Genomic DNA, 26462 nt, shown 5'->3' on the forward strand with positions numbered 1-26462 from the left:
TTAAACGTTTTATTTGAAATAGCACAATAGGTTAACTTATTTTTCCACCAGACATATTTATTTTTGTTTTTCTATCTACACTGACTTCCATCGCGTCTACCGTCAACCATTTTCATAGAGCCGCAAAAAACAGGACAGCCCCCCGCATCCACGCAGATGATCTGTCCTGTTTCGATTGATGCCTTAATATGATTTTTCGTACTAATACCTTAACTTGATCCTAGAAAGCTCCACATCCACCTCATATCCATGGCTGTGAAGATACTCCTTCATGCCCTCCCGCGCGAAGTCGATATGATTCTTCGGGACAACGGTAATGCTGCGGATCGGAAGCTTTTTCTTCCCGCCGCTTAAGTCGATCGCGATATATCTTATTGTAAAAAAGGAGATGAACCTGAGGAAATCACGCAAAGTTCCGGTATGTCCGGACTGCCTCCTCCTCTGCCGCCTTCATGATCTCTTCCACGGAATTGCCCTCGATGTCAAGCCCCTCTGCGATATAGCACACAGTCTTATTGATTCCGTAATATACCTTGCAGAGTTTCTCGACATACTCATATCCGAGATTCAGAGCCCCGATGGATCCACCGCTGGTGGTCACATAATGGAGACTGTCGGCATGGCACAGCCCACCCGGGATTCCCTTGGAAGAAAAGGTAAAGGTCAGCCCTGTCACACAGATCTGCTCCAGATAACATTTCATTCTCGCCGGGAAAGTAAAATCCCAGTACGGGGCCGCCACAAGGATCCGGTCTGCGGACGCAAACTGCTTTGCATAGTCAAACAGCGGTCCCTCATAAATTCCGGCCCTCGTGAGCTGTTCCCGTCCTGCACTCTCTTTTCCGGTAAAAAGCTTCAGATCTTCATCCTCCAGGCACAGGGTCTCGACCTCATATTCCCCGTTCTTGTTCATTTCCTTTAATAAAGCCTGCGCAAGTCTCTCCGTTCTTGAAATATCGCGGTTCACGCAGGCGTCAATGTACAATAATTTTTTCATACCTTTCTCTCCAGATATTTTTGATATTACATGTATCTATAAATTCAACAGTCTTCTCGAAAGCTCCAGAACATCCTCCGTATTCTTGCTGTTAAAGATCTTCACCTCACCTCCGGACTCTTTCCCTGATAACAGTCCACACTCAGTCAGGCGCTTTCTCGTCTGCTTCGCGGTTCCGAATCCACCGTCATAGATTGCCACGCCGGGCAGATGTTTCTGGATCTCATCTTTTACTAACGGGTAATGTGTGCAACCGAGTACCACCGCGTCGATCTCTGATTTCTCGTAAGGCTCGAACTGTTTTTCCAGATACTCGTCCAGAACAGGTCCCTCTAACATTCCGCCCTCGATATACTCCACAAGTCCCGGGCACGGCATCTTGATGATATTCGCCTCATCCTCGTAGACATGCAGCATGGAATTAAATTTTGTCTGGGAGAGAGTCATCGGAGTCGCCATAACGACAACCTTTGAGTGCTCTTTCGCAAGCACCGCCGGCTTCAGCGCCGGTTCGATTCCAATCACCGGAATATCCTTCTTCTCATACTCCTCTCTCAATTCCCGGATCGCCACACTGGTTGCCGTGTTGCAGGCCACAACTATGGCTTTCGCCCCGCGTTCCAGTAAAAAATCCACATCCTTTTTTGTGAGGTCAATGACCTCCTCCGGGGTACGTGTGCCATAAGGGGCATTCGCGGAATCCCCGTAATATAAGAAAGCCTCCCCCGGCATCAGTTTCACTAATTCTCTCAAAACACTGATCCCGCCGAGTCCGGAATCCAAAACACCGATCGGTCGATTGTCTGTATTCATAATGTACACCTCATTGACTGCCGCAGAGATCCGCCGGATCTCATGCAGCATATTATATGAATCCTCGTGTTCTCAGGCTGTCATGTTTCATTTCCATGACCGCACATCTCTTTCCTGCACAACACCAGTTATTTCATCGAATTATTCTTTGTGATGATCTCTTATATCTTATCACACTTTCCCCGTTTTGAACATCCACAGACTTTCTCCGCTCTGTTTTTGTGCACTTTTTAAAATTTAGGCCTTGATTTTTTTCATTTTTGGTTAATCTGTTTTTCAAAACACTGCTATACTTACGCTGTAACAAGAAAGAAGCGGTAACTGTTCAGTACCTTCACAGTTACGCAAAAATCCATTCCGAATTGCCTGCGGCAATGGGATTTTTGCCTGCTGGCCAAAATTATGTTACGGTCAGCGCAGTAAATGCGCAGACCTATTGAACAGTTATTAGTCACAAACTTAACAAAACCCCTTTATACACTAAAGCTGAGGGCTGCTAAGCGAATCCGGCAGAACGAATACTGGTTCGTTTGCCGGGAATCAGATTTTTGGAGGAAAAGATAAATGACTACTTTAAAAGCTGAAAAAAGAAGCATGGATGTAAAGGCAAAGAGATTAAGACGTGAAGGATTTGTTACAGGTAATGTTTTCGGACATGCCATCGAAGGCTCCATTCCGGTAAAGATGAACTCTGTAGACGCAGAACGTCTTTTAAAGATCGAACATAAAGGCGGTCAGATCAACCTCGACATCGAGGGTCAGGTATATGATGTCCTGATCAAGGAAGTTGACTACAATGCAATGACACGAAAGATTGATGAGATTGATTTTCAGGCACTTGTAAGCACTGAGAAGGTTACTTCCACGGCCGAGATCGTTATCCTGAACCGTGAAGCTGTTATCGGCGGCGTTCTTCAGGAAGACTTAAGCGAAGTTGCTTACAGAGCATTCCCGTCCGCACTTGTCGAGAAGACAACACTGGATGCTGCAGGCCTCAAGGTTGGTGACATCGTACATGTCAAGGATCTTGACATCGCAAAGAACAAAGACATCGACTTAAAGACTGATCCGGAGGCTGTTGTGCTCTCCGTCATCCCGGTTCACAACGTTGTTCCGGAAACTGAAGTGACAACTGCACCTGTTGCAGCTGCTGCTGAGGAAAAAGAGACCAAATAATCTCCGCGTCCATATATAGAAATGGATATAAAAATGGCGGTATCGCTTCAATGGTGAGCGATGCCGCCATTTTTACATCCGTAGGAAATGAACACTCCTTGTACTTCCCGCTGAAATCAAGTATAATAAAAACAATCAAAGACGCTTTTTCTGATGGGAGGAATTTGCATGGGAAGTTATCTGAATCCGGGGAATCTTTCATTCCGCGGTAGTCTCCGCTCTAAAATTTATGTCGACAAAAGCGAACTGATCGCCAGAACCAATGAAGCGCTTTGTACCGAGCAGAAATATATCTGTGTAAGCCGTCCAAGAAGATTCGGAAAATCAATGGCCGCTAATATGCTCGCCGCATATTATGACCGGAGCGAGGATACAACGGAATTATTTCAAAATCTTGCTATCAGTAAAGACAGATCGTATAGGGAAAATCTGAACCAATATGATGTGATCAAAATCAATATGCAGGAATTTTTAAGTATGTCTGAAACAATGGAAGAAATGCTGGAGATGCTTAAAAATTATCTGATTTTGGATTTTAAGGAGACATTTCACGAAATACAGTTTCGTGATGAAAAGAATCTGATTCAGGTCATGAAAGACGTATTCCGTTATACCAAATGTCCTTTTGTGATCCTGATCGACGAGTGGGACTGCCTGTTCCGGGAGTACAAGCAGAATAAAGAGGCTCAGAAAAAATATTTAGATTTTTTGCGCGCATGGCTGAAGGATAAGGATTATGTGGCATTGGCCTACATGACCGGCATATTACCCATTAAAAAATATGGCTCCCATTCCGCATTAAATATGTTTACAGAATATTCCATGACCGATCCAGGCGATCTGGCCGGGTATTTCGGCTTCACTGAACAAGAAGTATCCAGACTCTGCGATACATACGATATGAATTTCGAGGAAGCGAAAACATGGTATGATGGATATCATCTGATCGCACATCGCCAGAATGGTGATGAACATTACTCTATTTACAGTCCTAAATCGGTTGTGGAAGCCATGCTGCGACACAAGTTGGGAACTTATTGGAATCAGACGGAAACATATGAAGCCTTAAAAATTTACATTCAGATGGATATGGACGGACTGCAGGACTCTGTGGTCAGAATGCTTGCAGGTGAAGCAGTACAAATCAATATAGGAACTTTCAGCAATGATATGACCACATTTGCCACTAAAGATGATGTCTTGACATTACTGATCCATCTCGGCTACCTGACATACAACAGCGTAGATGGTACCGTTGCCATTCCTAATAAAGAAGTCTCACAGGAATATGTGAATGCAATCAGCACCATGAACTGGCATGGCGTGATCGACTCCGTAGAATCATCCCGTAAACTTTTAGAATCATTGTGGGCCATGGACGCCGACGCAGTTGCGGCAGGAGTTGACAAGGCTCACGATGAAATTTCGATTCTTCAGTACAACGATGAAAATTCTCTGAGCTGTACCATAAATCTTGCATTTTACTTTGCACGTGAATATTATACGATAATCCGTGAACTGCCTACAGGTAAGGGTTTTGCTGATATATGTCTGATTCCGAGAAAACTGCATTTAGATAAGCCTGCGGTAGTGATCGAACTTAAATGGGATAAAAGCGCATCTGGAGCTTTAGACCAGATCAGAGAAAAACAGTATGGAAATGCATTGAAAGATTATCATGGTAGTATATTACTTGTTGGAATTAATTATAACAAAACAACGAAGAAACACGAATGCATGATCGAGACTATGCAGAAATAAATATAGTATCACGTGAACATCAGCAATATCTTTCAGCTTAAAAAATCAGAAAAGTCGCTGAGTTGACAATTCTGTATTTCCCTGCTATACTGTCTTACAGCTCATCGGAGGGCTTGTAAACGCATTTACAAAGCTGGATAAGATGCCGAAGGATCGTTCGGTATTTTATCCGGCTTTTTTATATAACTGGAAATTTCAGGTGGAAAATACTATGAAAAAGACAAATGATTTCACGGAAGGCAGCCAGATCATTCAGAGCGTCATGACGGTGATCACGAAAATCGCCATGGGCATCACGGTCCTTGTGGGGCAGAAAATCGGTGAAAAGCGTCCCCATGAGGCGGGCATCATTGGCAGCGGCATCGCAACCTCCGTGCTGGCGGGACTCTGCCTCAGCTATTTATTCTACACATACGTTCTGTACTTTGACGCACAAAATCACATCGGCGTCCCAACTTCGATCAAATTGCCATCCAAATCATAAAACCGGACCACCTTCTGTCCCCAACTATGTGTCATAAGGCGGTTCACATACTGGATATTGGGATATAACCGCTCCAATTTTTCAACAAATCTCTCTATGTTCTGTTCCTCAAAATAAAGCTCACACGAATTGCTTTCCGGAATAATAGTTTTCCCTAAAAAATCCTTCCATATCTTCTCCTCCTGCAGCACAAGCCCTTCCGTCAGGATTATATTTCCGTCATTATCAAGTACTATATCAAGTCCAAACAGATCATGATAAAACTTTTTCGATCTCTCAATATCCTTGACAACGATCAAAATATTCCTCAATCTCATTCTACTTCTCCTGCACCTCCTTGCCGCTCAAATGCTCGATCTCGATTTCAAACATCTGCACAGCCCTTCCCGCCTGCGCGATCTCCTCATCAGCCAGCTGTTCATTTGGATAATATTTCATCGCAAACCGTTTTAACATTTCCATTGCTTTCTCACTGCCATTTTCCATCAAATGACATCTCCCGAACACAACCGTACTCTGCATAAACGGTGCCCAGGCTTCCTCCCTGATCGTCTCATTTCCATAAACCGTAAAACATACCTTATCACATACCCGCAGAGCATCGACCTTATGCCCCGCGCGCGCGCCATGAAAATAGATTTTCCGTTTCTCCCTGTCATAAAAATAATTGAGCGGGATCGCATACGGATACCCATCATCCCCATTCACCGCAAGAACACCTCTCCTGCTATTTTGCAGAAGTTCCTCCGCCGCGCTATCCTCGATCTTATTTCTCTTTTTTCGAATCTCTCTAAACATAATTCTACACTCCTAATTCATAATATTACCAACCTCATCTTTTCCTGCTCCAAACACCGGCAAATTCTTCCAGATCCATTATATCTCACACGATTGGATTCGTCATCCTCTCCCTTCTCCAATGCGTTTTCCAGCCCCGGTTATACTCCATATTTTATCAAACTCTGTTTTTCACTTTGCCGCATACAAGCGCTCACACTGTAACGCGCACGTTTGACAACCACTCATTTTTCACATATGATTGACACGCAAATACTAATACGAAAAAAGGGAATCTCACCATGTTTGAAAAACTAAAATATTTCTCCACGATCTTCTTCGGCACCTTCATCATCGCCGTGGGAGTTTATTTCTTCATGAACCCGAACCACATCGTCAGCGGAAGTATCTCCGGGCTCGCCGTGGTTCTTGTAAACTTTGTCCCACTGTCCCTCTCCGTGATGACACTGTTCTTAAACATCATCTGCATCATTTTAGCGTTCCTCTTTGTGGATAAGGCCTTCGGGACAAAGATCATCTTTATCTCCATCCTGCTGCCGGCGCTTCTCTTCGTGTTCGAGCTTCTGTTCCCGGGTCCGGTATCCCCGACGGGAAATATCGCTCTGGACGTGGTCGCTATGATCATCGTGATCTGCTACGGACAGGCTGTCCTCTTTAACGCGAACGCTGCGTCCGGCGGTCTCGACATTATCGCGAAGATCATGAACAAATATCTCCATATGGACCTCGGAAAATCCATCATCATCGCTGGTCTTGTGACCGTCGCAAGCTCCTACTTTGCCTACGATCTCCAGACCGTGATTATCGGCGCCCTGTCCACTTACCTCAGCGGTCTCGTTCTGGACTACTTCATTGACGAGTTCACCGGAAAGATCCGCGTCTGCGTCATCTCCGAGCACAATGATGATTTTAAACGTTACGTCATCGAGACGCTCCAGCGAGGTATCACCGTCTACACCGCCACCGGCGGCTACAGTGATGCGCAGAAGGAGGAGATTCTGGCTATTCTCACCAAAAAGGAATATGGTCAGTTTATGGACTATGTCCAAACAAAAGATCCCAACGCTTTTGTCACGATCTCTAACGTGAAACGCGTGGTGGGAAGCTGGAATACGCCGAAGAGACGGACGTACTTCTAACACTTGAAAAAGCAGTCAGGCAGCGGCAGCTTTTTCAAGTGTATGACATCAAAAAAGCAGATCTGCAGCGGCAACATGTCATGTTACCTGCAGACCTGCTTTTCTTAATATTATACAAAATTCTGATTTTAATTAAGGAAATTCTCGATAATGACGTTCTCCGCCTCTTCCTCGGTAAGTCCCAGCGTCCGAAGCTTTAAGAGCTGCTCATCGTTGATCCTTCCGATCGCCGCCTCGTGGATGATCGCCGCATTTAAGTCGCGCGCACGGATCTCCGGAATGGAGCCGATCTCGGCGTGGTCCATGATGATGGAGTCACACTGGATATGGGCCTGGCATTTGTTGTTTCCGACCGCCTTCGGGTGGAAGGTCTGGACGGAATTGCCTTTTTCGACAGACCTTGAGATGATCTGGGCTGAGCTGTCCTCACCGTTTAAACGTACCTCGATGTTGGACTCCGCCGTCTGGTCTCCCTCGGTCATGAGGCGCTCCGTCACATACAATCTGGAGTTTTTATCCATCTCCACAAGTGTCTCGCGGACTGTGGAGTCAACGCCCTTGATCTGTGCCGTATCCAGCGTAAATACGGAATTTTCTCCGACATAGATATTCGTCACCGGATTCAGCACGCGGCCGCCGGTTCCATTTCCCTCTCCATAATGCTTTTCCTGATAACAGACGTTCGCATTCTTTCCAACATGAAAGGTATGGATCCCGTCATGTCTGCTCTCATTGCATCCGCTGTTGTGGATCCCGCAGCCCGCAACGATCGTAACGTCCGCGCCGTCTGCGATATAGAAATCATTGTATACAAGGTCTGTCATGCCGGAAACGCTGACGACCACCGGGATGTAAACTTTCTCGCCCTTTGTATCGCCATCAATATAGATATCGATGCCCGGCTTGTCCGTCTTCTTCTTGATCTTAATATGCTCACTGTCACCGTGGCAGATGGACGTTCCGTTCTGGCGCAGGTTGAAAGCGCCCTTCTGAGAAAATCCGTTGTCATTGATGACTTTCAGTACTTCTTCTACTACATGATCCAGCTCTACCATTACGCTCTCACCCCCGCATTTCCTGCACATGCATGACATTTATCAAGGCCTTCTAAACACGGCAGGACATCTTCCTTCCGTCCTTCCGCCTTGATCTTCCCGTCATCGATCACCATAATCCGGTCTGCCATGCTGATGATCTTCTCCTGATGGGAGATGACGATCAGACTCTGTTTTTTCTCTTTGTGGATCTCCTCGAATTTCCGGATCAGCATGGAAAAACTCCAGAGATCGATCCCGGCTTCCGGCTCATCAAAAATACATAAGGTATGTTCCTTCGCAAGAACCGTCGCGATCTCGATCCGCTTCATCTCGCCTCCGGAAAGCGTTCCGTCGATCTGACGGCCTAAATATTCCTCAGCGCAGAGTCCCACGTCAGACAAAAGCCTGCAGCACTCCTGATCTTCCAGCTCTCTTCCTGCTGCCAGCGCAAGAAGTCTCTGCACCGTCATTCCCTTAAATCTCGGTGGCTGCTGGAATGCATAGCCGATCCCGGCGTTAGCCCGGTGGTTGATATCGTAATCCGTGATATCTTCCCCGTTTAAAAAGATCTTTCCGCTCTCCGCCTTCTCGATTCCGATCAGGACCTTCGCCAGTGTGGACTTTCCACCGCCGTTTGGTCCCGTAATCACCAGCATCTCCCCATCGTCCACCTGGAAAGAAATATGATCCAGAAGACATTTTTTCGCCCCGTTATCCTCCACATGGAGAATCAAATTTTCCGCTTTTAACACAATTTCACCTCTCTGTATCTATCAATGGGCTCAGACCCTGTCGGATAAAAGCCCATGTACATCGACACCATTCCTGCGTCTGTATCCAAATATAAACTGTATTTATCTGGTAGGAATAAGTGTATTATAACGCAAAACCGATAATTTCGCCATCAAATTATAAGATTCTCCGGTTGTTCCTTTTTTTATACATTCTTCTGCGTTCTGATTATACCTTCCATCGGTTCTATTCCAATTTTAGTCTCCCCGACAGTTCAAATTGCCTTTTTTCATATTCTATGATAGACTATCCCTTACACGCACAAATGTATTTGTGATAAAAACATGAGGAGAAATTAATTATGAATCGTAAACGAAGTTCGTTCTCCGGAAAGCTCGGTTTCGTCCTGTCGGCGGCGGGCGCGTCCGTAGGACTTGGAAACATCTGGCGTTTCCCCTATCTCGCAGCAAAGTATGGCGGGGGAATCTTTCTACTCGTCTATATCATTCTGGCACTGACCTTTGGCTACACGATGATCGTGGCGGAAACTGCTCTCGGCCGCATGACAAAAAAGAGTCCGGTGGGTGCCTATGAATCCTTTGGAAAATCAAAATGGCTGTCCTTCGGCGGCTGGATCAATGCTGTGATCCCGATCCTGATCGTCCCGTACTATTCTGTGATCGGCGGCTGGGTCATCAAATATCTGGCGGAATACCTTCTTGGACATGGACAGGCCCTTGCCACGGACGAATATTTCTCCGCGTTTATTTCCAACGGTCGTTCCACGGAGATCTGCTTTATTCTCTTCACTCTGTTTACAGTTGTTATCATTTACGCAGGTGTACGCAACGGGATCGAGCGTGTATCGAAGTTTATGATGCCGATCCTCGTGGTCCTTTCCCTGCTCATCGCGGGCTATTCCGTATCGAGACCGGGGGCTATGAGTGGTGTGAAATATCTGCTGGTACCAAACCTTGAGAACTTCTCATGGATGACGGTGGTATCCGCTATGGGACAGATGTTCTACTCCCTGTCCATCGCCATGGGAATCCTTATCACCTTCGGTTCCTACATGAAAAAAGATACTTCGATCGAAGATTCCACCCAGAATGTTGAGATCTTCGATACCGCGATCGCGATCATGGCCGGTCTCATGATCATCCCGGCCGTCTTCGCCTTCTCCGGCGGTGACCCGGATACCCTGCAGGCCGGTCCTGCGCTGATGTTCATCACGATCCCGAAGGTGTTCGCAAGCATGGGACTCGGAGCCGCAGTCGGCATCCTGTTTTTTGTTCTGGTCCTGTTCGCGGCTGTCACAAGTTCCATCGCCCTGACCGAGAGTGCCGTCTCCACTTTTGAGGATGAGCTGCACTGGAGCCGGAAAAAGGCGACGGTATTTATGGCTGTCATTATGCTCCTGCTCGGAACGCTCTCCTGTCTTGGCTATGGTCCACTGGCCGGTGTGACCGTGATCGGAATGCAGTTCCTTGACTTCTTCGATTTCCTGACAAACTCTGTTATGATGCCGATCGCGGCGATCGCGACCTGCCTTCTCGTATCGAGAGTCATCGGAGTTGCAAAGATCGAACAGGAGGTCACAGACGGCGGTCATCCGTTCCGCAGAAAAGTGATCTTCCAGTTTATGATCCAGTATCTCTGCCCGATCTTTGCGGCTATCATACTGATCAGTTCTGTGGCGAACGCGTTTGGGTGGATCTCGATGTAACATCCACCCATCCTTTTGCTCCTGCAGCCCGCTCGAGCTCCGGGATCGTAAGTTTTACCGCACTGTGGTCATTTCCCGCAGCCGGGTACACCGTTGTGAACTGCTTCAGGCTGTCATCCAGATAGACCTCGATCCCCTCGTTGATCCCAAAGGGGCACACGCCACCCGGCGCATGGCCGATCCGCGCTTCTACCTGATCAAACGGGATCATCTTCGCCTTTACATGAAATGTATCTTTATATTTGTGGTTATCGACTTTTGCCGTCCCTTCCGTCAGGATCAGGACGGCTTTTTCACCCTGTAAAAAGGACATGGTCTTCGCAATCATTCCCGGCTTCACATCCAGTGCCTCCGCAGCCTCTGCCACTGTGGCCGTTGATTCTTTCAGCTCGATCACATGATCCAGAAATCCCTTCTGTTCCAGATCTGCTTTTGCTTTTTCAAGTGACATGATCCTATTTCTCCTTTGTTGATAATTCGCTGACTGGATTTTCGATCTCCGTAATATCAGCATCCAAATAACTTCGCAGTCTTCTCCATCCTCTCCGCGATCGGAACTCCAAATGGGCACCGTGCTTCGCACAAATGACATCCGATGCACTCCGATGCCTTATATTCCAGAAGCTCATAGTGGGATTGCACTGTCACCGGGATCTGCGGCTGCATGGTTGCCAGATCATAAAACTTGTTGATCATGGCAATATCCAGATTTGCGGCACACGGCTTGCAATGTCCGCAGTATGTACATTCGCCCCGGTAGGAATGGAACGGCGCATTCGCGATCACAGACGCATAGTCTTTCTCCGTCTCTGAGGCAGTCTCATATCCCACTGCCGCATCTACCTGCTCCTTTGTGTCATATCCACACATGATGGAGCAGACAGCCGGTCTCGTCAGCGCATAGTGAATACACTGGACCGGGGTAAGACAGACACCGAACGGAGATCTCTTCGCATCGAAAAGTCTTCCGCCCGCGAATCCCTTCATGACCGTGATCCCCACATCGTTCTCCTCACAGGCCTTATAGAGCATCGCCCGGTCCGGATCGATCCCCTTAAGTCCCGCGTCAAACTCCTCCGCAAACATCGTATCGATATCCTCACTCGCCGGCAGCATATCAAACGCCGGGTTGATACTGAAAAGGATCATCTCTATATATCCGGACTCAACCGCCTTCATAGCTACCTTCGGATTGTGGGAGCTCATGCCGATGTGCCGGATCACGCCTTTTTCTTTCAGCTCCATCACATAATCCAGATAATCAGAGTGCTGGATCTTCTCCCACTCTTCCTCAGAATCCACATAGTGGATCATTCCGAGATCGATATAGTCGGTCTGCAGTCTCTTTAAAAGGTCCTCAAAGGCCGGACGCACATATTTCATCTCCCGCGTGCGGAAATACTGTCCGTCCTTCCAGGTAGATCCGATGTGTCCCTGAATGAACCACTGATCCCGGTTCTCTTTCATTCCCTCGCCGATGATATTTCTCGATTTCGGATCCGCCATCCAGCAGTCCAGCATATTGATCCCTTTCTCTGACGCATACCGGATCAGCTCAATGCCCTCAGTTTCCGTATGCCGTTCCAGCCATTCCCCGCCAAATCCGATCTCACTCACCATGAGCCCTGTTTTTCCCAATCGTCTTGTCTTCATGTGTTCTCCTCCGATCATCTGTTGCCTCCGGCATTTCTCCCATCAGGATCCTACTGAAATGCCCCCGGTCCGTCGCTCTCCGACACGAATTTTGCGATCTTCACCGCTCCATTTCCATTCTTATCCACAGCATAGAACGTATACGTTCCTTTTTCCGTGATCTGGAACGCCGCCATATCCTTCTCATTCACCGTAAACGCCGTTCCTTCCACAGTCCCGTTCGCAAACTCCCCGGCTGTATGCTCGCCCTTTGCATAGAAGAGCTTATCAAGATCCCCGTCAATATCGAGGACGCGGACAGTCAGATACATTCCGCCATTCCGGTTCGAGGTCTGCATTTCCAGATATGGAGCCGTCCCGTTCTCCGGTCTCGTTCCACCGATCTGAAATCCCTTTCTCGATAGACTGCTGATATCATAGGAAAGGGCTGCGCCCACATTCAGCATACCGCCGGACACCGTCACGTCCTTGAGACTCTCCATCGGTGTCACCGTGGACATCAGGATCTCCTTCACATCCGCAACCCCGATCCCGTCAAAATACGAATAGATCATTGCCGCCGCCCCGGACACCATCGGTGCCGCCATGGACGTTCCGCTCATGTATCCATAGGTGTTTCCAGGGGTCGTACTTAAGATATAACTTCCCGGCGCCGCAAGATCCACAGTCGTTTTTCCATAGTTGGAGCTTGCGGACAGTGCCCCATCAAAGCTTAGATTCGCGACGGAAATAATATTGTCCAGGTCATACGCCGCCGGATAAAACGGGATCACGTCCGTATCAACGCCTTTTCCTGTCTTCGGATTTCCGTTTCCCGCCGCCACTACAAACAGCATACCGGAATTCTTCATCGCCTCATATAACGCCTTATCATCTGTCGTCGACGTCAGGCTCAGGTTGCAGATCACCGCACCGTTATCCTCCGCATATTTGATCGCTTTGATGACAGCCGCCGTACTTCCGCCGCCGTCATTTCCCCCAAGAGCCTTTAACGCCATCACCCGAACCCGGGTTCCCGGAACGATTCCCGAGATTCCGATCCCGTTTCCTGTCCCGGCACTGATCGTCCCGGCCCCGTGGGTTCCGTGGCTGTCCTCATTCCCGGTGAAGATCTGATTGTTATTATTGTAGAAATTCCACCCATAACAATCATCCACGTAGCCGTTTCCGTCATCGTCGATGCCGTTTCCCGGAATCTCATCGGTATTAACCCATAAAGTGTCCTTCAGATCTTCATGAGAAGCATCAATTCCCGTATCGATCATTGCGACGATGGTATCATGGCTTCCGTTCCCATATGTCTCCCATGCCTGTTTCAGGTTGATATCCACGCCGGAAACCGCCTGTCTCTTCTTTACCTCCACGAGAGTTCCAAGAAGCTCCGTGTTCTCCGACGGCTGCCCGAACGGATCCGAGTAGACCGGATACTTCGTAACCTCTTCCGATGTGAACGATCCATCGTTGAAAAACGCCCACTGCTCCGATGCGGACGGGTCATTCGTCTGAAGTTTTTCAGACGCATACGCCATAGACGGCTGTCCCGCTGCCGCGAGCATCACCGCCGCCATAAATCCCGCCGCATGTCTGCAGACCGCTTTTCTCTTTCCATAATCATTCTGATCCATAAAAATTCTCTTTTCTCTCCATTTCCAGCCCTGCAAAGCGGACATTCGCAATTCGTTTCTGCTGTCTTCTGAGCTGTGTTCAAATCTGTATTTTATTTTACCAGATATTCTTGTCTTTTTCATGAATTATTTCTTTTAATTTGCTGATATAGAAAAATGGGCAGGATGACACTTTTTGTCACCCTGCCCACATTTATCCATATTTAGTTCTGCTGCTCCGGATTCTGCTCCGTCGGGGCCTCCAAAGCCTCAGCAGCCTGTACCGGCTGGCTCGCCGCGTCCTCCGCGAACTCGCCTCCCATACGGCTCTTCTCTTCTTTCTTTCCTTCCTCCGGCTCCGGGATTCCCTTCACCTGGCGGAAGATCTTCATGAACTCCTTGCCTGTGATCGTCTCTTTCTCGATCAGGAACGCGGCGATCTGATCCATCGCATCACGGTTTTCGGAGAGAAGACGCTTTGCCTCAGCATAGGCGTTCTTTAACATCTTCATGACTTCCGTATCGATCTCAGCCGCCGTAGCGTCACCGCAGTTTAAGACGGTGCGTCCTGTCAGATACTGGTTCTCCTGGGTCGCAAGCCCCATAAGACCGAACTTCTCAGACATACCATACTGGGTGACCATCGCTCTCGCGATCCTTGTCGCCTGCTCGATATCGTTCGCAGCACCTGTCGTCACCGTGTCAAACACGAGTTCCTCAGCCGCACGTCCGGCAAGGGAAACCACAAGCATTGCCTCAAGTTCTTTTTTCGTATTTAAATATTTTTCCTCTTCCGGAACCTGCATGACATATCCCAACGCTCCCATGGTACGCGGAACGATCGTGATCTTCTGAACCGGTTCAGCATCCTTCTGAAGCGCGGTGACAAGCGCGTGTCCAACCTCATGGTAGGAGACGATCCGGCGCTCCTCTTTGCTTAAGATCCGGTCTTTCTTCTCTTTTCCGACGAGAACAAGCTCCACAGCCTCAAAGAGGTCTTTCTGGGAGACAGCCTGGCGTCCGTTCTTGACTGCGTTGATAGCCGCCTCGTTCATCATGTTCGCGAGATCTGCGCCCACAGCACCGGAAGTCGCAAGGGCGATCTCCTCGAAGTCGACAGTCTCATCCAGGCGCACATCCTTGGAATGTACCTTTAAGATATTGACACGGCCCTTCAGGTCCGGCTTGTCAACAATCACACGTCTGTCAAAACGTCCCGGTCTCAAAAGTGCCGGATCCAGGATCTCCGGACGGTTCGTCGCGCCCAGGACGAGAAGTCCCTTAGAGGAATCAAATCCATCCATCTCGGAAAGCAGCTGGTTTAAGGTCTGCTCTCTCTCATCGTTTCCGCCTAACCGGCTGTCACGGCTGCGTCCGATAGCATCGATCTCATCGATGAAGATGATACACGGTGCGGACTGCTGTGCCTGCTTGAAGAGGTCACGGACACGGGACGCGCCCACGCCGACGAACATCTCCACAAAGTCGGAACCGGAAAGCGAATAGAACGGAACATGGGCCTCACCGGCTACCGCCTTCGCAAGCAGAGTCTTACCTGTTCCTGGAGGTCCCACAAGGAGCGCTCCTTTCGGCAGTTTTGCACCGATCTTTGAATATTTCTGCGGGTTATGCAGGAAGTCAACGATCTCCACAAGGGATTCCTTCGCCTCGTCCTCGCCCGCTACGTCAGCAAACGTGACTCCTGTCTCCTTCTGGACGTAGACCTTGGCGTTGCTCTTTCCAACGCCCATCATTCCTCCGCCGCCCATCCGGCTGTACATCATATAGAGAAGTCCGATCATGAGCGCCGACGGGAGTACCCATCCCATCAGAAAGTTTAAAATACTCGCGCTCGTACTCGTATCTTCCGCCACCACATGGACCCCGTTGGCATCTAAAAGACGCTCTGCAAGATCAACATCCGGGATTCTTACCGTATAATACTGGATGAAGCGGGAAAGCTTCGTGGAAGAAGTCTTTGGCGTTAAGTAGATCCTGTTGCTGGAGATCTTCGCCGTATCGATCTCTCCCTCTTTTAAGTATTCCACAAATTCCTCATACCCGAGTTCCTGGGTCTGGTTTTTGCGGACCATGTTGTTCATAACGGTCACAGCGATCAGCGTGATCACTAGGATCAGGGCGAGCACCCCGATATTCTGTCCGCTTGGCCGCTTTCCGCCATTTCTGTTCTGATTGTTGTTGTCCATTGATTTTCTCCACTTCTTTTGCGCATATATCACATTTGGGTATATTGACCCATGATTTTGTGATACCTAATCATTATAAGTTGAGTTTCCCCATAAGGCAATAAAAAAAGTATGAAATTTCTATGTTTACAAAAAATATCAGAAACGCTACAATACAACATGGATAGCAATTTTATCATTTAAAATATATCTGAAAGGATATTTATCATGAATACCGTCACACACCCGATTCCGCCTGTTTTTGACAGCGCCTCCAGGATTCTGATCCTCGGTTCCTTCCCGTCCGTCAAATCCAGGGAAGGACATTTTTTCTATCACCACCCGCAGAACCGTTTCTGGAAGACCCTGGCCGGAATTCTCGCGGTTCCGGTTCCGGGCAGTATTGATGAGAAAAAGGAATTTCTCCTCTCCCATCATATTGCCCTCTGGGATGTGATCGCATCCTGCTCCATCGAGGGTTCCAGCGACAGCTCCATCCGCGATGTCGTGCCCAACGATCTCTCCCGGATCCTGTCCACAGCCGACATCCGGGCGATCTTCTGCAACGGAAAGACATCCTGGAATTACTACAGAAAATATCAGGAATCCGCAACCGGCATCCCGGCAGTCTCCCTGCCGTCCACAAGTCCGGCGAATGCGGCGTGGACGCTGGAGAAATTGGAGGGCGCCTGGGGTATTATTACTGATTATCTTAAATAGATAGATATTAATTGTAACTATTCAGTACCTTCATAGTTACACGCAAAAATCCATTCCAGATCAGCTTCGCTGATGGGATTTTTGCCCTCCAGCCTATGTTTTCTTACGGTCAGCGCAGCAAGTGCGCAGACCTACTGAACAGTTACTATTAATTTTAACTACCCCAAGCGCTTTGTCATTGTTATGTAAAACACAGGTAGATTACTAAATTCTCCTGTTTTGAGACATTTTTATAATTTAGAAATCCTGCACTATATAATTTTTTTTGAATTACTTTCCTGTTTTATTTTCTTTTTTCGATGAAAACTATAATTCAGGAGGTGATTCCATGAAAAACTCATCAAAGAAACTGCTTACCAGCGCCGACTGGGACATCGACATCCAGGCCTGCTCCGCCACCGACTGTACCGGCCTGATCCCCGCCCTTCCGGAGACCGATGCGGAATTCGAGCACTATCAGGACCTCTACCACTACCTGCCGGATACCCCGGATCGGGCTGAATACAATTCCGACAAAGCAAGATCCTGAACCAACGCTTTGATCCACACGATCCCTTGAAAGCATTTTGCCCGACCGCCAGTGCCTGAATACCGATCATCTGCAGGCATCTGGCTCATAAATCACCACGAAAGAAGTATGTAAAGTTATGTTAACCGAATCCATCTACCGATCATGCACCCTCTGTCCAAGGGAATGTCATGCCGACCGAACAACATCCACCGGCTTCTGCGGCGCCGGGCACGAGCTCCGCGCCGCCAGGGCCGCCCTGCATATGTGGGAAGAACCCTGCATCAGCGGCACCACCGGAAGCGGAACCGTCTTCTTCTCCGGCTGTACGTTACGCTGCGTCTTCTGCCAGAACTTCCAGCTGAGTCACGAAAACTACGGAAAAACCATCTCCGTCTCCCGTCTCGCCGATATCTTCCTGGAACTCCAGGAAAAAGGCGCCGCAAACATCAACCTCGTGACCGGGACCCAGTTCGCTCCATCTATCGTCCGCGCCCTGGATCTCGCGAAGCCGAAGCTTCAGATCCCTGTCGTCTTTAACTGCGGCGGCTACGAAAAGCTTGAAACGATCCGTGATCTCGCAGACTACGTCGATATCTGGCTTCCAGACCTCAAATACATGGACAGCGGTCTCGCCAAGAAATACTCCGCCGCCCCGGACTATTTCGAGAAAGCTTCCGCCGCCATAAAAGAAATGATCCGCCTCACCGGCGGACTTTCCTGGAATAAAAGGAATCCATCAATGCTGGACCGCGGCGTCATCATCCGCCACATGGTCCTTCCGGGCGCAAAAGAGGACTCGATCCGCCTCCTGCACTGGATCAGGGAAAATCTCCCGGATCACCAGTACCTTATCAGCATCATGAGCCAGTATACGCCGTTCTACAGGAGCACCGAATATCCGGAGATCAACCGGCGGATCACCTCCTTTGAGTACAACAAAGTCGTTGACACCGCGATTGACCTCGGTCTCACGGAAGGGTTTATGCAGGAAAGAAGCAGCGCGAAAGAAGAATATACGCCACCGTTTGACTGTGAAGGGCTTTAATACAGATTAATAAGCCTGCCCGGTTACAGACCTGCACCTGGTTCGTACAGACAGTTTGCTACTCTCCCCCAAAAGCAAGTGGCAGCAATTCTTTTCTGCGCATAAAAAGTGGGTACCGAATCAATTTTCTTGTTTCGATACCCACCTTAATGTTCTGCGTTATCCAATGGATCTTACCTCGTTTTCATTAGATTTTTTTCTATATGAAGTTTTCCTTTTTCACTCCGCCGGCTTTTTCCGAAATCTTATCTTTCTTTTCGTTCTCATATCGATTATTGTATTTCTCTTTTTGATACTTTCTCGTCATATCTTGAAGGATTTCAAATAATCTTTTTTTCGATTAATTACCCGGTTTTGTGTTTTTCCTTTGTTCCGGATTTTTCAAATTTGAAAAATGGAACGAGACTTATGTGTTCGGTGGACTGTACCTCCTTTACTTAGATTTTTTTAAGTACGAACCTTTTCGTCTTCTTTGCTTTGTTCTCTCTTTCTTTTTGTTGTCTTCATTATATTCGATATCTTCTCATTTGTCAATATGTTTTTAGAAAAAATATTTTTTATTTTATTTTTATTAGTTTATTGTTCTATTGTATATAATTATTCAAATAATTATATTATTTCGCAAAAGAAATTCACTCTCTTTTTCCATCCTTCTCCCATCCGCAATGACCTTTCTATATGGCTTCTACAGCTTTCTTCTTTCTCCGCACCCGCGAAACAGGACAGCAAAGGCGATGGAGATCCCAGCTATCATGAGAAACAGATCCGAATACACCCCAAAGGCCGCCGACACCTTCTCCCAGGAGTCCCCAGCAATCCTCCCGGCATAGACGAGGACCGTGTTCCACAGAAGACTTCCCGCCGCCGTAAAGACAAGAAACGGCACAAACTGCATCCTGGCAATCCCTGCAGGGATGGAGATCAGGCTGCGGACGATGGGGATCAGCCTGCACAGGAACACCGCCGATCTCCCGCGTTCCCTGAACCATCCTTTCGCGAGATCCACATCTTCCAGGCGGAAGTGAAGCAGATGTCCGATCTGTCCGCAGAGCAGTTTCCGGAACACCTCATCCGGCAGAAACCGTCCCACGCTGTATAGAATGACAGCCCCCGCCAGCGATCCGGCAGTGGAAAACAGGATCACACCGACGGGCGTCATGTCCGTGCAGACCGTCATGACGCCCCCAAAGGTCAGGATCACCTCCGACGGGATCGGAGGAAAGAGATTTTCAACTAAAATAAGGAGGAACACAGCAAGATTGCCGTATTCCCCCATCAATTCCAGTACCAGCTCCCGCATACAGACACCCCCGCTTTACCATGGGTATAATATATGCAGCATCCAGTCTGTTTTATTCACTTTTCCCGAATCCATTCATCTGCAGATTCAGCTTTTATATTAACCGTTATACTTCTTACTCTGCTCCGCAATCAGCGCCGCATCGTCAAAGTAGTTGATCTTCATAGCCGCACGCATCTCCTTTAATGTCTGTGCAGCCACGCGCTCTGCCTTCTCGCTTCCGCTCTTTAAGATCTCGTATACAGCCGGGATGTCCTGCTCCCATCTCTTTCTTCTCTCGCGGATCGGACGGAGCTCCTCCTCAAGCACACGGTTCAAGAACTTCTTGACCTTTACATCGCCAAGTCCACCGCGTTTGTAGTGCTCTTTCACCTCGTCGAGGTTCTTGTAATCCGGCCAGAACTCTGCGAAGTATTCGTCCTTGCAGAATGCGTCCAGATATGTGAAGACGGTATTTCCCTCAACCTGTCCCGGATCGCTTACCTTTAAGTGGTTCGGATCTGTGTACATGGACATGACTTTCTTCTTTACGTCCTCCTCTGTATCGGAAAGGTAGATGCAGTTTCCTAAGGATTTGCTCATCTTTGCCTTTCCGTCGGTGCCCGGAAGACGGCGGCATGCGTTATTGCTCGGAAGAAGAATATCCGGCATAACAAGAGTATCTGTATTGTATACCGTATTGAATTTGTGAACGATCTCTCTTGTCTGCTCAACCATCGGCATCTGGTCCTCACCAGCCGGAACCACGTTTGCCTTGAAGGCTGTGATATCTGCTGCCTGGCTGATCGGGTAGGTGAAGAAGCCTACCGGGATGCTGGCCTCAAAATTTCTCATCTGGATCTCGCTCTTTACGGTTGGGTTTCTCTGTAATCTGGAAACCGTAACGATGTCCATATAGTAAGCGGTCATCTCGTAGAGCTCCGGCACCATGGACTGGATAAAGATCGTGGATTTTTCCGGATCAAGACCTGCAGACAGGTAATCGAGCGCAACCTCCAGAATATTCTGGCGGACCTTCTCCGGGTTATCCGCATTGTCTGTGAGCGCCTGGGAGTCAGCAATCATGATATAGATATCGCTATACTCTCCGGAATTCTGAAGCTCTACTCTTCTTCTAAGAGATCCTACATAATGTCCTACATGAAGACGACCTGTCGGACGGTCTCCTGTTAAAATAATCTTTCCCACAACAATATTCCTTTCTCTCCTGTGATGTCAGGTTTCTGTGATACCGGCGGCTCCACGACTGCAGTCCCATTTCGATCTCCAGAAATCCTGTCGGCTGACCCCAAGTTTCAGGCTACAGCCGGTGGATGAAAATTCCGCTTCGCAGTTTCGGTTCAAACCAGGTCGATTTCGGCGGCATCAGAAGCCCCGCGTCCGCAACAGACAGCAGTTCTTCCATCGATGTCGGATACATGGAAAAGGCGATCTTCATGTCCGCCTCACAGCGGCGCTCCAGTTCTTTCACGCCGCGAATCCCGCCCACAAAGTCGATGCGCTTATCCGTTCTCGGGTCTCCGATTCCAAGCACCGGAGCCAGGAATTTCTCCTGGAGCACGGACACGTCAAGTCCCTTCACCGGATCATCCGGTCGGACTCCCGCCTTTAATTTCAGATCATACCATGTTCCTCCGAGGTACATGCCGACCTCACCGCGTTCCTTCGGCTCCACAGCTTCCTTTAAAGGTCCGGAGACCTCAAAAAGCTTCGAAGCTTCCTTTAAGAGCTCCTCCTCCGAGTGTCCGTTCAGATCCCACACTACACGGTTATACGGCAGGATCGTCAGTTCATCCTCTGAGAACAGTACGGAGAGGAAGTAGTTGAACGGGGCGTCCTTCGGCGCGTCCGGGTGTTCCGCCCTGCGCTTTAAGGCAACCTTCACGGCAGAAGCCGCGCGGTGATGACCGTCTGCGATATATGTCGCCGGGAGCTTTTCAAATTCCTCCCGGATCTCTTTTATCATATCACCGGATCCGCTTTTCCATACCCGGTGTCTGATTCCATCCTCTGAGATAAAATTATAAAGCGGATTCTCCTCTTTTGCAAGTGCAACCAGTTCTTTTAAGCGTTTTACCGGGCGATATGCGAGAAAAATCGGTCCGGACTGGGCGTCCATCACATCGATATGGCGGATCCGGTCCAGTTCCTTCTCCTCTCTCGTGTTCTCGTGCTTCTTGATCACGCCGTTTACATAGTCATCTACGCTTGAGCATGCCACGATTCCTGTCTGGGGATGATCGTTCATCGTGAGTTCATAGAGATAGTAGGTCTCATTCGGATCTTCCACATAGTTTCCGTCCTTCACCCATTGTTCGAAAAGATCCTTTGCGTGGGCATAGACCTCCGGCGCGTACATGTCCGCCGTGTCCGGGAATCCCGTCTCCGGGCGGTCGATGGCGAGGAAGGAATGCGGATGAGACTTCACCTCTCGCTTTGCCTCCTCCCTGTTGTATACATCATACGGAAGTGCCGCGATCTCTGCCGCATGTTCTGCTGCCGGGCGCACGCATGAAAACGGTCTCACTACTGCCATGCCTGTTACCTCCCCATATTATTTTATCCTGCCTCTATATTACACTCAATTCTCTATAAACGCAATTCATCCATGACGATTTTTCGTACATGGATGAATTACAATTACATTTCACAGCTGCCATCTTCTTATGCAGCCGTATTATTCTCTTTTCGACTATATTTTTTAGCCCTTGATCACACGGACCTTATACATTCCGCTGATCTTTTCAAGGTGGGCAACCGCCTCCTCTTTCACCGGATTCTCCAGATCAAGAAGCGTGTACGCATACTTGTCGCGGCTCTTGTTCGTCATATTGGCGATATTGATTCCCTCAGCAGCCAGGATCGACGTGATCTGTCCGATCATGTTCGGAATATTCGCGTGGAGCAGGCCGATTCTTCCTGCCACCTGACAGATTCCCATGTCGCACGCCGGATAGTTTACAGAGTTCTTGATATTACCATTTTCTAAGTAATCCTTTAACTCATCCGCAGCCATCACCGCGCAGTTGTCCTCGGATTCCTCCGTGGATGCGCCAAGATGCGGTGTAGCGATCACGCCTTCCATTGCAGAAGTCTTCGCGTTCGGGAAGTCGGTGATGTATTTCTTCACCTTTCCGCACTTTAACGCCTCTGCCATATCATCATCATTTACAAGCAGGTCTCTCGCGTAGTTTAAGATCACGACGCCGTCCTTCATCTGGTCAAAAGCATCCTTGTTGATCATTTCCTTCGTGGAATCAAGAAGCGGCACATGGACAGTGATGTAATCACAGTCTTTGTAGATCGTGTTCACGTCCATGATATGTTTTACGGAGCGAGACAGCATCCATGCGGCGTTGACGGAGATAAACGGGTCATACCCGTAAACTTCCATTCCGAGAGCCGCGGCAGCGTTTGCGACCTCACAGCCGATCGCACCGAGACCGATGACGCCGAGCTTCTTGCCCTTGATCTCGTTTCCTGCAAAGGCCTTTTTGCTCTTCTCCATCTTCTTCGCAATGTCCTCTTCCCCGGCATGTTCCCTGCACCACCCGATACCACCGACAACGTCTCTGGATGTCAGGAACAGGCCTGCGAGAACAAGCTCCTTTACACCGTTCTTATTTGCGCCCGGTGTATTGAATACGACGATGCCTTTCTTCGCACACTCGTCGAGCGGGATATTGTTGACTCCGGCTCCGGCTCTGGCGACGGCCTCGAGTCCAGCCGGGAATTCTGTCTCGTGGAGAGACGCGCTGCGGACCAGGATTCCTTCCGCATCCTTAATATCATCTACAAGTTTATAGTCTCCCGTGAGGCGGTCTGTGCCATAGTGGGAGATCTGATTTAAACAACAAATATTTCTCATGATTTTTCCTCTGATATTTTCATCCGGCAGTCTTACGCGTCCGCGTGTTCCGCCTCAAATTTCTTCATAAATTCTACAAGCTTCACAACACCCTCCTCCGGCATTGCGTTGTAGATGCTGGCTCTCATGCCGCCGACGGTACGGTGTCCTTTTAAGTTCACGAATCCGGCTGCCTCCGCCTCCTTTACGAACAGGGCATCCAGATCTTTATCACCTGTAACGAATGGCACATTCATGATGGAACGGTCCTCTTTGCGGACAGTTCCGTGGAAAAGCCTGCTCTGATCCAGATAATCGTAAAGGATCTTTGCCTTCCGCTCGTTTTTCTCCTTCATGGCTTCCAGTCCGCCCTGCTTCTTCAGCCATTTGAAGACCTTGCCACAGATATAGATTCCGTAACACGGCGGAGTGTTGTAGAGGGATCCGGCCTTCGCCTGGACATCGTAGCGCATGATCGTCGGTGTCTCCGGAAGAACATCCTCGCGGATCAGGTCCTCACGGATGATCACGATAACAACACCTGCCGGTCCGATGTTTTTCTGGACACCGCCATAGATCACACCGTATTTTGATACATCCATCGGTTCAGAGAGGAAACAGGAGGACACATCAGAGACGAGTGTTTTTCCCTTTGTATTCGGGAGTGTGTGGAATTTTGTTCCGTAGATCGTATTATTTTCGCAGATATAAACGTAATCGGCATTCTCATCGACCGGAAGATCGGAGCAATCCGGAATATAGCTGAATGTCTTATCCTCACTGGATGCAATGGCATTCGCTGTTCCGTAAAGCTCTGCTTCCTTCCATGCTTTCTTTGCCCACTGTCCGGTGATAATATAATCGCCGACACGGTTCTTGAACAGGTTCAACGGTACTGCAGCGAACTGCTGGTGAGCGCCGCCCTGTAAAAACAGGACTTTGTAGTTATCCGGAATCTTTAAGAGGTCTCGGATGTCCTGCTCTGCTGTCTGGATGATCTCCTCGAACGCTTTTGAGCGGTGGCTCATCTCCATAACGGACATTCCGGTACCGTTATAATCCAGCATCTCAGCTGCTGCCTCTTTCAATACTTCTTCCGGCAGCACAGCCGGTCCTGCGGAAAAGTTGTAAACTCTGCTCATAGTTTTATTCCCCTCTCTCTGATTGCTCTATGATCGGTCCTTTCAAGAATGACCACACATTCAGCCTTTGTCTCTCGATCCGGCGCCGCACTTTACTCTGTCTCTTCTCTACCAGTGTAACGCGACGCCTTAGGATGATTTGACATATATCCTAACACAAGTGCCCGGGCAAATCAATGATAAATTTTTGATTTGCCCCGAATTATGCAAACTTTTTTTCATTTTTGGTAATTTTTTTTAAAATATATGACTGCTGTAGGCAATTTCTTCCGGATTTCTATAAAAAGAATGTGCCTTGGCACATTCTCGCGCCTCGCACGGTCGCTTGCGACAATCTATATCTTCGCGCGAGTGTGCATCTTGGACACGTTAGTGCCTTTTTATGTAACAGGGAATTTCCTGTTACATAAAAAAGGCAGAACACATGAACTCATGTATTCTGCCAGTCTCGTTCTGCTTTATTTTATCAGATTCTATCACAGATCAGATTTCCCATCTCGGTGGTTCCGACCTGCTTTTTGCCCTCGTCCATGATATCGACGGTACGGTAGCCCTCTGCGAGGACCTTTCTGACCGCATCCTCGATAGCATCTGCTTCCTTGTCAAGGTCGAAGGAGAAGCGGAGCATCATAGCTGCGGAGAGGATCGTCGCGATCGGATTTGCGATGTCTTTTCCTGCGATATCCGGTGCGGAACCATGGCTCGGCTCGTAGAGACCAAATTTGCTCTCATTTAAGCTTGCGGAGGACAGCATACCGATGGAACCGGTGATCATGCTCGCCTCGTCGGATAAGATATCGCCAAACATGTTCTCTGTTAAGATCACATCGAACTGGCGCGGGTTCATAACGAGCTGCATTGCGCAGTTGTCGACCAGCATATTTTCAAGAGTGACTTCCGGGTAGTCCTTTGCGACTTCCGCAACAACTTTTCTCCAGAGTCTGGAGGAATCGAGAACGTTTGCCTTATCGACACTTGTTACTTTCTTCTTTCTCTTCATGGCGATCTCGAATGCCTTGATCGCTACGCGGCGGATCTCCTTCTCGCTGTAAACGAGAGTATCTGTCGCCTGCTCAACACCGTTTACGGTCTCTGTGTGGCGCTCACCGAAGTAAAGGCCTCCGGTCAGCTCGCGGACGATGACCATGTCGAAGCCGTCACCGATGATCTCCTGTTTTAACGGGCATGCGCCTGCAAGATCATTGTAGAGGTATGCCGGGCGGATATTTGCGAAGAGATTTAATCCTTTACGGATCGCAAGAAGTCCTGCCTCCGGTCTTAAGTTCGGGGCAACATCGTACCAGCGGGAGTTGCCGACATTTCCACCGACTGCACCGAGAAGAACAGCGTCACTCTTCTTTGCGGTCTCCAGCGCCTCGTCTGTCAGCGGCACACCGTAGGTGTCGATGGAGATTCCACCCATGAGGACCTCTTCATAGTTGAATTTATGACCGTATTTCTGACCTGTTTTATCTAAAACTTTCTTTGCTTCTCTCACGATTTCCGGACCGATCCCGTCACCGGAGATCGTTGCAATTCTATATTCCATGTCTTTTTCCTCCATATCCCGCCTGAAAATTCACGAAATGCTGCCGTCATTTCCATATTTTTCGGGTATTTTACTTTTCATATTTGTACCGGACTAATTCCTTTTCTGTCCGATTATCTCTTTGTAATCATACTCTAATTTTTCTTAATTTTCAACAAATTGGAGAAATTACTGGCATATATGTTTTCTATTATTTATATGAATCACAGTTATACTTTAGCAGGGTTCACTCTCACTGCTTC

At 48.5% G+C, this 26462-nt stretch carries 25 protein-coding genes; 8 read left to right on the forward strand and 17 right to left on the reverse strand.

Going from position 1 to position 26462, the window contains the following annotated elements; genetic code table 11:
- Window positions 1-201: 201 nt before the first annotated feature.
- Genes DXA87_RS09450 through murI form a run of 3 tightly spaced genes read right to left on the reverse strand, consistent with a single transcriptional unit; the run spans window position 202 to window position 1810 of the window.
- Window positions 202-411: a hypothetical protein gene (locus tag DXA87_RS09450; RefSeq protein WP_117504088.1), complete on the reverse strand. Its 210-nt coding sequence runs from the start codon at window positions 409-411 to the stop codon at window positions 202-204.
- The gene (locus tag DXA87_RS09455) at window positions 404-997 is read right to left on the reverse strand and encodes an NAD(P)H-dependent oxidoreductase (protein ID WP_117504090.1); all 594 of its coding nucleotides are present in this window, start codon (window positions 995-997) and stop codon (window positions 404-406) included. Before DXA87_RS09455 ends, DXA87_RS09450 begins: the two co-directional genes overlap by 8 nt.
- A gap of 36 nt (window positions 998-1033) precedes the next feature.
- Window positions 1034-1810 carry a glutamate racemase gene (gene murI / locus DXA87_RS09460; RefSeq protein ID WP_117484387.1) on the reverse strand — a complete coding sequence of 259 codons (777 nt, stop codon included), beginning with the start codon at window positions 1808-1810 and terminating at the stop codon, window positions 1034-1036.
- 564 nt (window positions 1811-2374) lie between these two features.
- Between murI and DXA87_RS09465 the strand changes: the two genes are divergently transcribed.
- The 3 genes from DXA87_RS09465 (at window position 2375) to DXA87_RS09475 (ending at window position 5231) form a co-directional block, all read left to right on the forward strand.
- A complete protein-coding gene (locus tag DXA87_RS09465) occupies window positions 2375-2986 on the forward strand; it encodes a 50S ribosomal protein L25 (protein ID WP_117504092.1) in 612 nt (203 codons plus the stop codon).
- A 168-nt stretch (window positions 2987-3154) separates the two neighbouring features.
- Window positions 3155-4747 carry an AAA family ATPase gene (locus DXA87_RS09470; protein ID WP_117470750.1) on the forward strand — a complete coding sequence of 531 codons (1593 nt, stop codon included), beginning with the start codon at window positions 3155-3157 and terminating at the stop codon, window positions 4745-4747.
- A 211-nt stretch (window positions 4748-4958) separates the two neighbouring features.
- Window positions 4959-5231, forward strand: a complete 273-nt coding sequence (locus tag DXA87_RS09475) for a hypothetical protein (RefSeq protein WP_117566762.1) — start codon at window positions 4959-4961, stop codon at window positions 5229-5231.
- Here the strand turns inward: DXA87_RS09475 and DXA87_RS09480 are convergent.
- Together DXA87_RS09480 and DXA87_RS09485 are read right to left on the reverse strand one after the other, a co-directional pair.
- Entirely contained in the window at window positions 5186-5548 is a 363-nt protein-coding gene (locus tag DXA87_RS09480) for a VOC family protein (protein WP_117470748.1), read from the reverse strand. The genes DXA87_RS09475 and DXA87_RS09480 overlap by 46 nt on opposite strands.
- 1 nt (window position 5549) lies before the next feature.
- The gene (locus tag DXA87_RS09485; RefSeq protein ID WP_117504094.1) at window positions 5550-6029 is read right to left on the reverse strand and encodes a pyridoxamine 5'-phosphate oxidase family protein; all 480 of its coding nucleotides are present in this window, start codon (window positions 6027-6029) and stop codon (window positions 5550-5552) included.
- A 281-nt stretch (window positions 6030-6310) separates the two neighbouring features.
- On the opposite strand from DXA87_RS09485, the gene DXA87_RS09490 reads away from it, so the two are divergent.
- Entirely contained in the window at window positions 6311-7168 is an 858-nt protein-coding gene (locus DXA87_RS09490) for a YitT family protein (RefSeq protein WP_015553644.1), read from the forward strand.
- Between the two features lie 128 nt (window positions 7169-7296).
- On the opposite strand, the gene DXA87_RS09495 is transcribed toward DXA87_RS09490, so the two are convergent.
- Together DXA87_RS09495 and DXA87_RS09500 are read right to left on the reverse strand one after the other, a co-directional pair.
- Window positions 7297-8223 carry a SufD family Fe-S cluster assembly protein gene (locus tag DXA87_RS09495; RefSeq protein WP_117504096.1) on the reverse strand — a complete coding sequence of 309 codons (927 nt, stop codon included), beginning with the start codon at window positions 8221-8223 and terminating at the stop codon, window positions 7297-7299.
- Complete coding sequence (locus DXA87_RS09500) at window positions 8223-8957, reverse strand: ATP-binding cassette domain-containing protein (RefSeq protein WP_117470745.1); 735 nt, start codon at window positions 8955-8957, stop codon at window positions 8223-8225. Before DXA87_RS09500 ends, DXA87_RS09495 begins: the two co-directional genes overlap by 1 nt.
- Window positions 8958-9298: 341 nt before the next feature.
- Between DXA87_RS09500 and DXA87_RS09505 the strand changes: the two genes are divergently transcribed.
- Complete coding sequence (locus DXA87_RS09505) at window positions 9299-10663, forward strand: sodium-dependent transporter (protein WP_021904654.1); 1365 nt, start codon at window positions 9299-9301, stop codon at window positions 10661-10663.
- On the opposite strand, the gene DXA87_RS09510 is transcribed toward DXA87_RS09505, so the two are convergent.
- The 4 genes from DXA87_RS09510 to ftsH all read right to left on the reverse strand — a co-directional run bounded on the left by DXA87_RS09510 (window position 10623) and on the right by ftsH (window position 16127).
- Window positions 10623-11114, reverse strand: coding sequence for a YbaK/EbsC family protein (locus DXA87_RS09510; RefSeq protein WP_117470743.1), 492 nt, complete (start codon window positions 11112-11114; stop codon window positions 10623-10625). The two genes, DXA87_RS09505 and DXA87_RS09510, sit on opposite strands and share 41 nt — an antisense overlap.
- Window positions 11115-11170: 56 nt before the next feature.
- Window positions 11171-12316, reverse strand: coding sequence for an aldo/keto reductase (locus DXA87_RS09515; RefSeq protein ID WP_117504156.1), 1146 nt, complete (start codon window positions 12314-12316; stop codon window positions 11171-11173).
- Window positions 12317-12366: 50 nt separating this feature from the next.
- A complete protein-coding gene (locus DXA87_RS09520) occupies window positions 12367-13941 on the reverse strand; it encodes a S8 family peptidase (RefSeq protein ID WP_158553062.1) in 1575 nt (524 codons plus the stop codon).
- Window positions 13942-14144: 203 nt separating this feature from the next.
- On the reverse strand, window positions 14145-16127 hold the full coding sequence (gene ftsH, locus DXA87_RS09525; protein ID WP_117504100.1) for an ATP-dependent zinc metalloprotease FtsH: 1983 nt from the start codon (window positions 16125-16127) through the stop codon (window positions 14145-14147).
- 207 nt (window positions 16128-16334) lie between these two features.
- Between ftsH and DXA87_RS09530 the strand changes: the two genes are divergently transcribed.
- From DXA87_RS09530 to DXA87_RS09540, 3 genes are all read left to right on the forward strand, one after another.
- On the forward strand, window positions 16335-16826 hold the full coding sequence (locus DXA87_RS09530; RefSeq protein WP_015553650.1) for a DNA-deoxyinosine glycosylase: 492 nt from the start codon (window positions 16335-16337) through the stop codon (window positions 16824-16826).
- A 328-nt stretch (window positions 16827-17154) separates the two neighbouring features.
- Window positions 17155-17355: a hypothetical protein gene (locus DXA87_RS09535; RefSeq protein WP_015553651.1), complete on the forward strand. Its 201-nt coding sequence runs from the start codon at window positions 17155-17157 to the stop codon at window positions 17353-17355.
- Between the two features lie 118 nt (window positions 17356-17473).
- On the forward strand, window positions 17474-18382 hold the full coding sequence (locus tag DXA87_RS09540; protein WP_117504102.1) for a radical SAM protein: 909 nt from the start codon (window positions 17474-17476) through the stop codon (window positions 18380-18382).
- 685 nt (window positions 18383-19067) lie between these two features.
- Here DXA87_RS09540 and DXA87_RS09545 read toward each other — a convergent pair.
- The 6 genes from DXA87_RS09545 to leuB all read right to left on the reverse strand — a co-directional run bounded on the left by DXA87_RS09545 (window position 19068) and on the right by leuB (window position 26220).
- Entirely contained in the window at window positions 19068-19682 is a 615-nt protein-coding gene (locus DXA87_RS09545) for a DedA family protein (protein WP_015553654.1), read from the reverse strand.
- A gap of 99 nt (window positions 19683-19781) precedes the next feature.
- Entirely contained in the window at window positions 19782-20870 is a 1089-nt protein-coding gene (trpS, locus tag DXA87_RS09550; RefSeq protein ID WP_117470394.1) for a tryptophan--tRNA ligase, read from the reverse strand.
- A 112-nt stretch (window positions 20871-20982) separates the two neighbouring features.
- A complete protein-coding gene (locus tag DXA87_RS09555) occupies window positions 20983-22218 on the reverse strand; it encodes a DUF1015 family protein (RefSeq protein ID WP_117504104.1) in 1236 nt (411 codons plus the stop codon).
- Window positions 22219-22383: 165 nt separating this feature from the next.
- Complete coding sequence (locus DXA87_RS09560; protein WP_117470392.1) at window positions 22384-23550, reverse strand: phosphoglycerate dehydrogenase; 1167 nt, start codon at window positions 23548-23550, stop codon at window positions 22384-22386.
- 32 nt (window positions 23551-23582) lie between these two features.
- Window positions 23583-24671, reverse strand: a complete 1089-nt coding sequence (gene serC / locus DXA87_RS09565) for a 3-phosphoserine/phosphohydroxythreonine transaminase (protein ID WP_117504106.1) — start codon at window positions 24669-24671, stop codon at window positions 23583-23585.
- A 466-nt stretch (window positions 24672-25137) separates the two neighbouring features.
- Complete coding sequence (gene leuB / locus DXA87_RS09570) at window positions 25138-26220, reverse strand: 3-isopropylmalate dehydrogenase (RefSeq protein WP_117470390.1); 1083 nt, start codon at window positions 26218-26220, stop codon at window positions 25138-25140.
- Window positions 26221-26462 lie beyond the last annotated feature (242 nt).

Origin of the sequence: Desulfotomaculum sp. OF05-3 (genome assembly GCF_003435535.1) — a bacterium.
Lineage (GTDB): Bacteria > Bacillota > Clostridia > Lachnospirales > Lachnospiraceae > Pilosibacter > Pilosibacter fragilis.